Here is a 13,783-nt window from a genome sequence, read left to right on the forward strand (position 1 = left end):
CCAAGGGAAGTAAGTCGAAGGGCAGCACAAGTGCCCTCTTCCCCATTCCCCATTTCCCATTCCCCATTCCCCAGCAAACTGATGTTATCGCCCATTAAACTATTGTTAGTTGAAGATTCTCCAGTAGTTACGCTCGTCCTCAAACGAATTTTTGAGTCCTCGCCAGACATCCAAGTTGTAGGAACCGCTTGCAACGGATTAGAAGGACTAGAATTAATCCCTAAACTTCAGCCCCAAGTAATCTGTACGGATTTGAACATGGCACCAATGAACGGGTTAGAATTTACGGAAGAAGTAATGAAGAAATATCCGCTACCAATTTTAGTAATTAGTGCTTCAGTGCAAGCGAATGATACTCACAATGTATTTCAAGTGTTAAATGCTGGTGCATTGGATGTTTTTCCGAAACCGATTGGCGGGTTGGTATCTGATTACGCTCGCCTAGCCAATCAATTAATAGCTAAAGTTAAAATACTCTCTGGAGTTAAAGTATTTACACGGCATCCCAAAAAGATGCCAACTGAAGATAATAATCAAATTATAAAAATCAACCAAGCGCCAGTTCCTAATTACAAATTCTCCAACCAAGATGTTAAATCTCCAACTATTAAATTATTGGCTATAGGGGCTTCTACAGGCGGACCGCAAGCACTGTACGCGATTATTTCTAAACTTCCGGCTAGTTTCCCAGTGCCTATAATTTGTGTCCAGCACATCAGTGAAGGTTTTTTGCAAGGATTAGTTGATTGGCTAGGTTATGAATCGAAACTGCCTGTTAAGATAGCTTCTTTTGGGGAATTGCCACAAGCAGGGACTGTTTATTTCCCGCCAGAAAAACGTCATTTAGAATTGGACTCTCAAGGGCGATTTGTTTATTCAGAAGCTGCTCAGGTCGCGGGACACTGCCCTTCTGTAACGGTGACATTTAAGTCGGTAGCTAATTTTTATGGCCGGGCAGCAGCGGGAGTTTTGCTGACAGGAATGGGTAGAGATGGTGCTGACGGAATGTTGGCGATCGCCAGACAAGGGGGGTTGACAATTGCCCAAGACGAAGCTAGCTGCATTGTCTTCGGAATGCCCAAGGAGGCGATCGCCCTCGGTGCTGCCCAATATGTTCTACCTGTCAGTGCGATCGCCCCCCTACTCCTGGCTAAATTAAAAATTTAGGACTTACTTCGCAAATTGTGCAGAATACCCCGCCGCCAGACTTGTTAAATAGGTCGAGGATCAGATAGCGCGATCGCAAATTTTTAGTTCATTAATTACTCAAATTACTTCATTAATTACTCAAAACTGATTTTTTTCCTAAGTCGGATTATTTGATTTTGATAAACTTACCAATTACCTCGCGCAACTTATCAGCATCAAAAGGCTTAGTTAAATACTCTGTTGCTCCCGCCAAACGCCCCTGTACCTTATCAAAGGCTCCATCTCGCGCTGTCAGCATTACGATCGGCAAATTCTGAAACTGAGGCAAGCTCCGCACTGTGCGGCAGAGTTCCAATCCGTCAATACCAGGCATCGAAACATCCAGCAACAAAACAGAAATTTGTTCGTGATAAATCGTTGACAAAGCATCCACTGCATTGTCGGTTACGAGAACTCGAAACTCTTTGCTTAAGGCCTGTTTAACAAGTCCTTGCATCACGACGCTATCATCAACTGCCAAAATAGTTGGTACTTGACTGCTACTTGCAGACATATTCTTCTCCCTGTTTATTTATAGTTCTTGAAAATACAAAACATACTTCCTGCAGTTATTTTTTGAGAGTTGCCTCTATGCAATAATTGTCAACCCCGTTGGAGCGTTAGTTGAAACATTACCCCTGTTTTTTTACCTCAAACTCGAAAAAAGGAATTGGGAGAGTGGTTGATCGGCAATTACAACAGTTGCAAAATGTGAATCCTGCCCCATAAACCCTAAAAGGTCGAGTTTGAACAACTCTTGTTACAAAGTTTAACATCTTACCAATCTTTTGTAATTCATCTCCTAACTGTAGTTGAACTCCCGGCTAAGGCACAGCTCGGTAAAGGACACTGGTATTGTGCCACAAACCCCTGATTTAAATCTACCAGCAAGCCAGCTACGCACGATTAGACAAGTCTGTTAAAATACAATTAAACTGATTAAAAAATTCTAGGTAAGCAATCGTCATATATTTTGGAAAGCGGCTTCCTCCCAACAGAGGCTCTTAGATTTAGAGAGCCGGAGGTATTCAAAAGCATAGTCAACTGGAAGTATAATTTATATAGTCTTAAGATCTGGGGTGCTCTAACTCCCATAACTCAAAAGTTTCCAGATTCAGTCAAGAGGTTAGTCTGAATTCGGCGCAGGCTGCTTGCGCCGAATTTGCGCCCACAGTCTCCTATCACACAATTCATAGCTTGTTTTTCTCGAAAGTATTGAGAAGGGCGGTTGCCAGCAACTAGACGGGCAGTTACACATGATGAAAGCACCCTTGCCTCTTGGTGAAAAAGTGTTCAAGCTCCATAACATTGACTTGTATCAGCTTCTCGGCTCTGCTCCAGACGCTTGCTTGGACAGTTTGGTCGGTTTGGCAGCTCAGATCAGCCGCACTCCTATTGCTTTCTTGAGCTTGATTGACGGTAACCGCCACTGGTTGAAGTCGCAGTTAGGTATAGATCAAAATTTGGCTCACCGTTACCTGAATTTTTGCGCTCGCGCCCTAGACCAAAATCCCGAAGAGTTCGCCCACAGATCAAGCTCAAACTCGGAATTTGACGGGGTACTTTCCCTGGAACAACCGCCAGTTGCTCCCGGATTTGCGCTCGAACTTCCTATAAATTCCTTTAAAGAACGGCCCGCCATTGTTCGAGACGCTTCCACAGATGTGAGATTTGGCGAGCATCCGCTGATCGTTTTCTACCCCTTCGTGAAATTTTACGCCGGAATCCCAGTTATCAGCTCTGATGGGCAGGTGCTGGGAGTGCTATCCGTCATGGACTCGGTGCCGCGAGACTTGACAAAAGAAACGATAGAAGGTATTAAAGCTTTGAGTCGGCAAGTTGCGAGTTTGGTGGAGCTGCGCTGGCAATTAGTCAAAGCCCAGAAACAGTTGCCAGAGGTAGAAGATATCACCTCGGACAGCTCGCAAATATCGGAGTTACTTCCTGGCTCGAACCGATCGAGCTTGTGTGCGGTACATACGCCACAGAGTAGCAGGACAATATACGGAACAAAAAAGCTCCCGACCCTGGGGGAAACAGGCAAATCTCACTATGTGTGGGAAGCTTCAGCGGGCATCGGGCGCGCGGACGATACCCAACAAATCCGAGAAATAGTTGTCGGCCCCGGCGATACCTCCGATCGCCAACTAACCGCAGCGTCCCTACAAGAGCGAGCTCGCTTGGGAACCCTGCAAGCTAAAGTCGGTGCAGCCCTCGGACAAGGCGGGAAAGTATCGGTCATCCTCAACCGCTGCACCGAGGCAATGGTAGAGTACCTAGACGCCACAGGGGTGAGCATCTGGACTTTCAACCCGCAGACAGAGCGGTTAGAATTGCAGGCCAATTCAGGACTTAGCAGCCAAGAGTGGCCACGGGAAATAGAAGATTGGGTGCGAACAGAAGCGGGAAACCTCCAAACGGCTCCTGTGTGCCTACTGTCGAACCCGTCTCTCTGCACCATTGCCTATCCGCTGATTGTGGAGGATCGGTTGGTGGGAGTGATGGCTCTGTGCAGTAGCGCTTTGGCAAGCGACGGAGCGCTAGAAGTTCTGGGTTGCATGGCTAACGCCATCGCCGTGGCGATCGATCGCGTCACTGCCCGAGAAGAATTGTTGAGCCGCCGCGAAGGCCTGATCTTCGGCCTCGCCAGCCAGATGCGGAATTCCCTAGACCTAGACAAAATTTTAGATACGGCTGTCAACGAGATTCGCAGCTTGTTGCAGGTTGACCAGTGCTACTTTTTGTGGTACTCCATCTCGCGAGACGGGCAGCCCACCTTTGCAATCACCCACGAGGCGGCAAATCCCGAACTGAAAGAGCGGCTCACAGAATACCCGATCGAACAAGTAACCCTGCTGGCCGAGAAAATTTGCCACCGCCAAACGCTCCGGATCGGCGACGCTGCAACAGCACTCTGCATAGAATCGCCCACGCGAGCTTTTTTGAGCAGTATCGGGATTGTTTCTAACCTGCTGCTGCCACTCAAGACTCGCTCCGGTCAAATGGGTGCTGTAGTTTGCAACCATTACAGCAGCCACCGTTCCTGGGCGACGAGCGAAGTGGAATTGCTGCAAGCGGTGGTGGATCAACTGGCGATCGCGATCGACCAAGCCGAACTCTACGCCCAAACCCGGGCGGCAGCCTTAGCCGCCCAAACTCAAGCCCGCCAACTGACGGAAACTTTGCAGCAGTTGCAGCAGAAAGAAGCTCAGCTCATCCAAAACGAAAAAATGTCCTCTCTTGGTCAAATGGTCGCCGGCGTCGCCCACGAAATTAACAATCCGGTTAATTTTATTTACGGCAACTTGACTTATTGCAAGCAGTACATGAAAAATCTGCTGGATTTGCTCCACTTGTATCAAAAGCACTACCCCGAGCCTGGCCCCGAAATTCTCGACAAAAACGAAGAAATCGATGTTGATTTCATAGCGCCGGATTTGCTGAAAATTCTGTCTTCAATAGAGATGGGAACTGAACGCATCCGCCAAATTGTCCTGTCTCTGCGGAACTTCGCGCGGCACGACGAAGCCGAGATGAAGCTGGTGGACATTCACGAAGGGATTGACAGCACGCTGCTGATTTTGCAGAGCCGCTTGAAGCCAAATGGGCTAATACCGGGAATTGAGGTAATTAAAGACTACGGCAACTTGCCGAAGGTAGAATGCTATGCCGGGCAGCTCAACCAAGTATTTATGAATATTTTGGCGAATGCGATCGACTCTTTGGAAAATCAGCCCCCACCCAAGACGATCAAAATCTCGACGGCGGTGGTGTCCCCAGACTCGGAGGCTGATCAGTCAGGAAAGTCGATCGGTCAAGTTGTGGTGATTCGGATTCAAGACAGCGGGCCCGGATTGCCCGAAAAAGCTAAATGCCACTTGTTTGACCCTTTCTTTACCACTAAACCTGTGGGCAAGGGTACCGGACTCGGCTTGTCTATCAGCTACCAGATTGTGGTGGAAAAACACGGAGGAAGTTTGAGCTGTATCTCGAAACCGGGACAGGGAGCTGATTTCAGGATTGAAATCCCGGTAGCTCGCCCCCTGGCGCTCAAAGAATAAACCTGCGGGCGATCGGTTTCAAAAAGATTTTTTAAATTTTATTGTCAAAATGCTTGACAGATTGCTGTGTTTGAATGTTAAGATAGTGAAGGTTAAGACGTTGGGGCGTCGCCAAGTGGTAAGGCAGCGGGTTTTGGTCCCGCCATTCAGAGGTTCGAATCCTTTCGCCCCAGTTAAATTGTGTCTGGTCAATCAATTGTTTAAATGATTGTTTATAGTCCCCGCTTGGCAGACGAGAGACAAACAACTTCATTAGTACAAACCTCATTAGCACTTGCTCACAGGATATAAGAAACCGGGTTTTTTGCTGCCGGTTTTACCTAAAAGCCTAGATTTGTGGTCAAGAAAGTGGTTTCTTTGGTCGCTAGTGCCCATTTTTCGCAAAAACCGTTGTTTGTGCGTAATATCACTTCTGACTGCGCCCCAATTGTAAAATCGAGTCAACATTCAACACTCCTATCAAATCCGGTTGCATTGGAATAATTAAACCGCTCTTGACGCAGAGAATACAGAGGAAGAGAACAGAGAGACGAATAATGCCGATGCTACCGGATTTGATATCAACCATCCTTCAGTTTTTCGACTAACAGTCAACATTCAACAGTCAACAGGGCCTACTCCCTATCACTGCAAAGTGCTGGGGCCACGAGCGTTTAGCCGATCGAAAACGTATCGGGAAATTGCCGGAAATGCTGTTTCGTCCTTGGCATAAGCCGGATCGTCTGCGAAAACAACTAAGATATAAATCGCGCGATCGTCTAAAGTTCTGACAAATGCTGCTTCGCTGCGGGAAGTAGAGGTATAGCCTACTTTGGAACCAAAATAAATATTAGTTGGTAAAGATTCGCCGAGAAATCCTTGTATCGAGTTGCTGGGGTCATTTTTCCAGGCCTTGGGGTCTAAGTCTCTAGTCAGCAAGTAAGCCATTTTGCGGCTGGCGACGCTGGAAACCGCTTGCCTAGTATAGATTTCATATATTAATCTGGCAGCTTGGTCGGTAGTTACTTGATTGCGAATCGGCTGGGAAGCATCGCCCCGCAATTGCAAGTCGCGACCGATTGGACCTTCTTGCCTCAAATAGTATATGGGATAATTTTTGGTGCTTATACGAATATCATTGTAGCCTGCTGACTGGAAAAATGTGTTAATTTGAGTGCGCTTTTTCAGCCATGTTTGCAACTCTTCTCCTGCCAGCCTGTCGCCGGATTTTGTATCTGTGATTTTGTCTAAAATTCTGCTGGCAGCATCGTTGTTGGAGACGCGAATCATTTGTTCTAGGTCGTCTTTAAAGGCCGATTCTCTTTGCGTAATGATGCCTTTTTCGATGGCTGAGTAAAAGGCTGCCATCCAAAATAACTTGGCAACGCTAGCGGGAAATCGGAGAGTTTGATTTTGATATCCGGCAAAGGTGTGAGTTTTGGAATTGCTGACATCAAATAAGGTAATTGATAGGGGTTCTGCGGGTAGTCCTTTGCTGGTTGCAATCTTCACAGATTCATCAACAATCTCTTGCAATTCTTGAGAGTAAACTGGATTGGGAGGTGTTTTGATGTTGTAGCTGAAGGTAGGCTCGCTTTGACGAGCCGCTAAATTTTCCGATGGTTCAATTGTCGGAGGCGAGAGTGTTTCTTGAGGCGAGACGGCCTGTTGAGTCAAGATGACTGGCGGTTCTGGGGGACGGCGAGTTCTGAAGGGCATTGTGACGAGCCAAAAGAACGCGATCGCCCCGGCAATTAAGCACAGGATGTTACGGTATTTTAAGCGAGAAAATTTCGTCCTGACTCGACGCCGGGATTGGACAGGACGCTGGCTGCTTTGGCGTCGGGACTCGATTGGGCGCTGGCTGCTTTGGCGTCGTCGGGATTGAATTACACCTGTTGCATGAATCTTTGCTCGATCGGTCAACCGCAGATACCAGGCAGATGAACGCAGATTAACCCAGATAATTTCAAGAATTGAGAGCGACTTTTGCAAGAGGTCTATGGGGCGTCGGGTCTGGATTGGGCGACGAGATGGGACTCGGCGCTCGGTGCTTTGGCGTCGGGACTGGACTGGACGCTCGCTGCTTTGGCGTCGGGACTCGATTGGGCGTTGGGGCCCGATGGGGCGGCGTCGGCGTTCTACTTGCATTACAGTTTTGTGCTATCAAACTCGCACGATCAGTTTATAATAGGGCGGCGTCTAAATGACAAGTGTGTCGATCGAGTCCGCTGTTGCCAATTTTATCGGTCTACTAGGCTGATTGAGACTTCTAGTAATTGTAAAATTTTCAGGATAGCACTGAGTTGAAGCAAAATCCTTTGAAAAACATGAGAAATTTTTGGAGTCTGGCTGTTTTGGGATTTGCGATCGTCGGCGTGAATAATTCTTTGATACCTGATGTTTGGGCATTTCAGTCTCAATCTACTACGGGATCTGTTGTTGAGCCACAAACAGCAGGACAGGGCGCGGATGTAGCGTTTTCCTTGACGGGAGAAAGCGAAAATGGGGAAGTAACAAACAAGCAAACTGTTTCCAGTTTCCCGAGTATGTTTTGGGACTTCAACCATTTAGCGGAAATTTCCTATTCCGAATTGCTGAAGGTGCTGGCGAGACGACCTGACTCAAATAATACGGAGAGAGAAACCGCTGCACAACCTGAAGACATAGCACGTTTTGAAAAAGTTGTACAGTATGCAAAACAACAAAATTTGCACGATCGCTCGATCGGAGAAATCGTCCAGGCGATCGCCGATAATTTCCGAGGAAAGCCCTACGCCGAGGGTTTGCTGGACAAATCCGGCGAAGAAAAGTTGATCGTAACTTTGAATAAATTTGATTGCGTTTTGTTTGTAGAAACCGTTTTGGCGATCGCCAGGGGCGTAGCAGTACAAGATTACGACTATCAAAATTTTGTAAATCGCATAGAAGAACAGCGGTATTTAAACGGTAAAATCAACGGTTATTGCAGCAGATTGCACTATTTTTCCGAATGGATTAACGACAATCAAAAACGGCAAACTGTGGAAAATATCACCGCTGAATTAGGTGGAGTGCCCATGAATAAAACACTAAATTTCATGAGCCAGCACCGCAGCAGTTACCCGCAAATGGTCAAAGACGAAGCAACTTATCAGTGCATAGTCAGTCAAGAAGCAGACTTAGCCAAAACTCCTGTTAGTTACATCCCGACAAATCAGATAAAAAGTCTTTATTCTCAGTTAAAACCAGGGGATATTGTAGCGGTAGCCACGGATGTTAAAGGATTGGATGTCACGCACACAGGTTTAGTCTACCGCAATGCTGACGGCAATATTGGTTTAATTCACGCTTCGCCGGCTGGGGAGGTGACGGTTGCTTACGACTTGCAGAGATATATTAGGAGAGTCGAAAGTGCGATCGGCATTGTAGTCGCTAGGGCGAAAACACCTTATTGAATTAGTTTGTACTCCTAGGGTGCATCAGCTTGCATTATTTTAGCTGAAAATTTAAAATCTCTGTGCTGACGCACCCTACAAACTAAAGAAAGCGGGTTTTTTGCCGAATTTACGGGTTGCCACCAAGTATTTTTGTAAAAAAACCCGGTTTCTGGGCCCCCATGCGTAAGCCTCAAATCAATTGACAATTTCGCTGCGAGATACCTTACTACTTCTAGCAGGATTTGGCGTTAATTCTGGCGGCGAAACTTGAACACTTCCCCAATCATTCAAAAAGCTTTTCAGCAAAACCTCTTGCTGAGTGCGAAATGTCTCGACATTTGCCCCGCGATTCATAATCACAAACCACACTGTTTCTTGTTTTTGAGTGGGCAGGGCTCCGCCCAAAGCGCTAACATTATCCAACGTGCCAGACTTGACCACTGCTAATTTGGGAAGCGGCCGTTCTGACAGTATTCCTTTATCTTGCCCAACTACAGTTAAGACATCAGCAACTGTCATGCTGTAAGGTTCAAGATAGCGTTCTAAAGCTATAAATAACGCGCAAGCAGCCCGGGGAGAAATGAGATTTTCTTCGCTCAATCCCGAACCGTTGACGAGTTGAATTTCTGCGGGAGGAACTCCGGTTGCTGCTGCTGCTTTTTGCGCGACAGTTTTGGCGCCGCCGACAGTATCAGCTAGCATATCTGCCATGAGATTGTTGCTGTACTGATTCATTTTTTTGATCAGTTCGGCGAGGGGTAAAGAATAATGTTTGACTAAAGGTTGCACGTCATTGGGAGATGCTGACAAAACTTTGACAGTACCCTCAATTGCTATTTGGGGTTTTGGCGTATTGGGAAGCAGTGTTTGATACTGGGCGGCGGCTTCGCTGGGCCAGATTTGACTGTTCAATCCTTGTTTGAGCAATTCTCCCGATTTGAGGGGATCAAGTTCAAAGTTCATGTAAAACTTATCGACAATTATCAAATTGCCACTGACTCGCTTGATGCCTTTTTGATTTAAGGCGTTACCGAGGGCGATCGCCTCTTCCCAAACAAACAACGGATCGGCGCTTCCCTGTACAATTAAATCGCCTTTTAATACGCCGTTTTCAATTTTTCCATTTGTACCAATTAAGGTAATAAATTGATGTTCCGGCCCGAATTGTTGCAGCGCTACGAGAGATGTTGCTACTTTGGTAATAGAAGCGGCTGACATAGGAACGGTACCTTGATGATTGGCTAGCAAAGTATTGCCAGATTGCATCCAGACGCCTTGGTTTTCTTTGGCAAAACCTTGGGCTACCAACCCGTTGAGATATTGCTGGATTTTGGTATTTGTGGGGGATTCGGGATTGGTAGCAGAGACTATTAAGGGCTGAGGCTGACTTGGTTTAACTGGCGGCGGGGAGGATTCAGCTACAGGAGAGGGAGATGCAAGTTGAGGTGATTCAGTAGCTGCACATCCGGCAATAATTGTGAGAAGGGCGATCGAACTCGCAGCAGTCAAGTAGCGGTTTTTCAGCATTACTTTAATTTTTTTCATCAAATGTTACGATCGTCTGTCAGCACGCCCGATGGAAAGTTTAGCACTAGCCCGCGCCTTTTGGAGCATCCGCATCTGCGTTACCAGAATCCGGAACCGCTGACATTAGCTATCTCCTTCTCCATCTTTCTTCGTGCTCTTAGCGCCTTGGTGGTTCCTTAAATAAATATTGTTTAAATACTGCGGGATTTTATACCCATAGCCCGGACTGTTTTTAGTTCGTAGTCTGAAACCCTCGATTTTCCGTTGGTACCTCGATTGCCTTGGAGCCTTGAAACCCTTATTCTACGGTTGGTAATCAAAAACTGCTTGAAGTATTGTGATAGCAGTTCCCAAAAACAATGCAACTCTCGGCAAGCTCCAAACCCTTATCTTATAAGCCATTCCCAATTCTAAAATCTAAAATCTAAAATAGTATGATCTTCAGCGCCTGGGGTCTTCACCCCAGGCCGATCGCTCTCACAAATTTTCGATAAACTGGTTTATCCAGCCATACTCCCTATACTCAGCGGCACCATTTCGCCGTGCATTGTCAGGCCTAATAACATCGGCCCGCCCGGTCGAATCAACTCTCCTGTAAGCGCGCAGCGTTCCTCTTGCTGTGCTGTGGCATCAATGCTGGCTCGAATATCCGATCGAGAAAACATCTGGCGATAATCTCCAGACTTCTGCTGCACGTAATTCCAGAGCAAATCTCGAATCAAAGCTTGATAGCCTTGATTGCCTGCGAGCTCTTTGAGTCTCTCTTTGAGTTCTCTTTCGAGTCGAATGCTGGTGACTTCCATTTCGGTGGTTGAGGTTCTAGGTAGGGTATGCATAATTTTTCTCCGTGACGGGGTGGACATATGTGTAATATCAGTGTAGTATGTTTACAGCTAGATTGAAAGCCTCTTAACCACCTTCTGCCTGCTGTGAAATTTCTCCCCACCTACTCCACCTATCAACTGAAGTGCGATCGCCCCACGGGTCGCTCCGAGTCGTTACGGCACGTCTTTAGCACGGGTTTGGCGACTGTCGCAGCGACCTCGTGGGCGGGCCGGGGCCTAAATAAACACGGTTATAGTGGATTAGGACAAATTGCAGAAATTCATTACAACGAGGTAGACCGGCACGGTCTGCAAGTGGCACAGCCATATCGAGATACGCGAAGCGGGAGGTACAGCTAAACGACTGTACCAAGACAGGATGAAAATTTGCATGAAAGCAGTTTTTCTAGCCCCCGCTTCTAAGTAAGAGAAGCGGGGGCATTTGATTGGATATTTGAGAAATTCGATCCGCTTGGGGAACTGGGAAAAAACCAGATGTAGCCAATGCTGACGAAGCAAGCAAAATTCAAAATTCAAAATCTAAAATCTAAAATCCAAAATTGACGAGGAGGAGCAAGCCGTGACCGTAGTAACTGATGTATTGAGGCAATCTGTGGTGGTGTTTTCTCAGAATTACCTACCAATGAGCCGTGTCAACATCAAACGGGCGATCGTACTGTTGGTAACAGGCAAGGCTGAACCTCTGGATTTTAGCATTGGCAACGGCTGGCTGGTACGATCGCCCAGTACCAGCATCCACGTACCCGAACAAATCCGCTTGACTTTTGGTAACAGGGAACGCCTGTGGAAAGTGCCCCCGGTCAATCGCCGGGAAGTTCTGCGCCGCGATGCTCATTCTTGCCAATACTGCGGTAGCAACCGACATTTGACGCTAGATCACGTCATGCCTCGATCAAAGGGCGGCCCGCATACTTGGGACAACGTGGTGACTGCTTGCGAACGGTGCAACTCTCGTAAGGGCGATCGAACTCCCATAGAAGCTGGAATGACTCTGCGAACTAAGCCGAAAGCCCCCATACACCCCACTGTTGCTTTTGCAGAACTGTTTTGGCACGAATACCAAATTGGGGAATAGGTAATGGGAAGAATTTTAGATTTGAGATTTGAGATTTGAGATTTTAAATTGATGCGTAATTCTCATCTAAAATCTGCCCCAATTCCCAATTACCAATTCCCGATTACCAATCTTCAATTACCAATTTTCACCTTTCAATTCCAAATTTAGGGCTGTCAATATGCTGAAGTTGACTTACACTGAAACGGGCTTTAACCTCGAGCGTTTGGCTCAATCTCCCGAACAGTTAGTGGCGCTGCGAGTTGTGCTGGCTATGCGAGTTGGTCAAAGCATCAGCGTCGAACCGAGCACTGCGGCATTTTTGCTGCCCGTGAATTTGCCGGCGCTGCCTCTGTTGGAATCTGAGGCGCGCCGAAACGACAACGATGCGATCGACCTTTGTGTTGCTGATGCTGACTTTGTAGAAGTGACTCTGCGCGGTACGTGGATTTCTGACGCGTCTGAGGGGGCTGATGGGGTGTTTGCGACTGTTTTGGGCGATCGGGCGGAGCTCTTGCTGCTCAAACTCTGGCTCGAAACTCAGGCTGCTGCGGAGGTTGTCGGGGAAGTCGGCGATTAATATCGGATGTGGAAGGAAGAGGGAACAAGGAAGAGAGAAGAAGCAAGAAGGAACTATTTTCAGCGTTGCATAATGGTGCTATAAATGGAGGTCAAACAGTGATGCAATGTCCTGAATGCAGTTCCAAACACATCCGTAATAACAGAAAAATCCGAGGTAAACACTCATCACATTTTTGTAGATTGTGGTCGTCGGTTTATTGATGTTGAAACAGCCACCAAAAATATTCCGATGATCTCAAATCTCGGTAGTCTAAAAATGTATGTTAAGGGCATGGGTTAAAGAGGCACCTCGCGAGTCACAGTTGTCCATCAAACCACCGTGATTTATTGCCTCAAGCAAGTGGGAAAAAATTTACCCCGCGCGGCTGCGGGCAGTAGCGTATTCCTCAGCGAGGGCGAACTTGATGAGTTGGAAACTGTTGTCGGTTCAAAAAAAACTTGCATCTGGTTCTCGACGGCAGTTTACCACTTTAAGCCGGGGATCTGAGGTTGGGTGTTGGGAGATAGAGCGTGCTTTGCACCTTTGCACCTCTATGGGCAGTTGTGGCCACCTGGCAATGTTACTTCTATAGAACTCATTCGATATCTATTGCTGTTACTGTAAGCCTTATGCCAGATGGATTTTAGCTTTTTTGCCACGCTCGCCAGATGATTGCTCGTCTTGTCGCTATTGAGTTATGTGAGACGGCTTGTTTATCCGCCTTATTTTTTAATAAAATATCTCAAATGGGTGCTCTGTTGATTAATTAACAGAGCACCATCGCCAAAACAAAGTCATAAGGGTGTAGCAGCGGCTGACAGACTGACACGGGACAAGTCAAGATAAGGAAGTTTATGATGTTTGACTCAGATACATCTATTGAAAAAATATTTGAACGCCTACGCCCGATTCTTATGGAACGGTGTAGAACAAGCGAACCAGATAAAATTACTATAGCTTCTGGCCTTATCAAAAATTTAGGCATAGATTCTTTTGACTGGGTTCAAATCTGGTATGAGATTGAAGATGAATTTAAGCTTGCAGAGTTAGATAACTTCTGGGACGATTATTTAGGGCTTGCTGGATAAGTGCAGAAAGGTTACACGGCGCGGTTATACGATCACGCGATCAAGAGTAAAGTGCAAGAT

Annotated in this window: 10 protein-coding genes and 1 tRNA gene; 7 read left to right on the plus strand and 4 right to left on the minus strand. The window is 46.8% G+C overall.

Going from position 1 to position 13,783, the window contains the following annotated elements:
* Positions 1–81: 81 nt before the first annotated feature.
* Positions 82–1,167, plus strand: a complete 1,086-nt coding sequence (gene cheB, locus QUA04_RS10820; RefSeq protein ID WP_333256564.1) for a chemotaxis-specific protein-glutamate methyltransferase CheB — start codon at positions 82–84, stop codon at positions 1,165–1,167.
* Between the two features lie 148 nt (positions 1,168–1,315).
* Here the strand turns inward: cheB and QUA04_RS10825 are convergent, their stop codons facing one another.
* Positions 1,316–1,702 (minus strand): response regulator, encoded by a 387-nt coding sequence (locus tag QUA04_RS10825; protein WP_015175702.1) that lies wholly within the window; start codon positions 1,700–1,702, stop codon positions 1,316–1,318.
* A 742-nt stretch (positions 1,703–2,444) separates the two neighbouring features.
* Here QUA04_RS10825 and QUA04_RS10830 point away from each other — a divergent pair.
* Both QUA04_RS10830 and QUA04_RS10835 read left to right on the plus strand, forming a co-directional pair.
* Positions 2,445–5,249, plus strand: coding sequence for a GAF domain-containing protein (locus QUA04_RS10830; protein ID WP_333256567.1), 2,805 nt, complete (start codon positions 2,445–2,447; stop codon positions 5,247–5,249).
* A 101-nt stretch (positions 5,250–5,350) separates the two neighbouring features.
* A tRNA-Gln gene (locus QUA04_RS10835) sits at positions 5,351–5,422 on the plus strand.
* A 451-nt stretch (positions 5,423–5,873) separates the two neighbouring features.
* Here the strand turns inward: QUA04_RS10835 and QUA04_RS10840 are convergent.
* Positions 5,874–7,379, minus strand: coding sequence for a serine hydrolase (locus QUA04_RS10840; RefSeq protein ID WP_333256570.1), 1,506 nt, complete (start codon positions 7,377–7,379; stop codon positions 5,874–5,876).
* A gap of 179 nt (positions 7,380–7,558) precedes the next feature.
* Here QUA04_RS10840 and QUA04_RS10845 point away from each other — a divergent pair, with 179 nt between their 5' ends.
* Entirely contained in the window at positions 7,559–8,665 is a 1,107-nt protein-coding gene (locus QUA04_RS10845) for an N-acetylmuramoyl-L-alanine amidase-like domain-containing protein (protein ID WP_333256573.1), read from the plus strand.
* Between the two features lie 177 nt (positions 8,666–8,842).
* Here QUA04_RS10845 and QUA04_RS10850 read toward each other — a convergent pair whose 3' ends face one another.
* Both QUA04_RS10850 and QUA04_RS10855 read right to left on the minus strand, forming a co-directional pair.
* The gene (locus tag QUA04_RS10850; protein WP_333256576.1) at positions 8,843–10,192 is read right to left on the minus strand and encodes a D-alanyl-D-alanine carboxypeptidase; all 1,350 of its coding nucleotides are present in this window, start codon (positions 10,190–10,192) and stop codon (positions 8,843–8,845) included.
* 482 nt (positions 10,193–10,674) lie between these two features.
* Complete coding sequence (locus tag QUA04_RS10855; RefSeq protein WP_333256578.1) at positions 10,675–11,010, minus strand: ribbon-helix-helix domain-containing protein; 336 nt, start codon at positions 11,008–11,010, stop codon at positions 10,675–10,677.
* Positions 11,011–11,578: 568 nt separating this feature from the next.
* On the opposite strand from QUA04_RS10855, the gene QUA04_RS10860 reads away from it, so the two are divergent.
* The 3 genes from QUA04_RS10860 (at position 11,579) to QUA04_RS10870 (ending at position 13,723) form a co-directional block, all read left to right on the plus strand.
* Entirely contained in the window at positions 11,579–12,094 is a 516-nt protein-coding gene (locus tag QUA04_RS10860; protein WP_242717210.1) for an HNH endonuclease, read from the plus strand.
* A 160-nt stretch (positions 12,095–12,254) separates the two neighbouring features.
* Positions 12,255–12,653, plus strand: a complete 399-nt coding sequence (locus tag QUA04_RS10865) for an alr0857 family protein (RefSeq protein WP_333256581.1) — start codon at positions 12,255–12,257, stop codon at positions 12,651–12,653.
* An 836-nt stretch (positions 12,654–13,489) separates the two neighbouring features.
* The gene (locus tag QUA04_RS10870; protein ID WP_333256584.1) at positions 13,490–13,723 is read left to right on the plus strand and encodes a hypothetical protein; all 234 of its coding nucleotides are present in this window, start codon (positions 13,490–13,492) and stop codon (positions 13,721–13,723) included.
* Positions 13,724–13,783: the final 60 nt, after the last annotated feature.

The sequence above is a fragment of the Microcoleus sp. S13_C5 genome (genome assembly GCF_036700845.1).
Taxonomy (GTDB): domain Bacteria; phylum Cyanobacteriota; class Cyanobacteriia; order Cyanobacteriales; family Microcoleaceae; genus Microcoleus.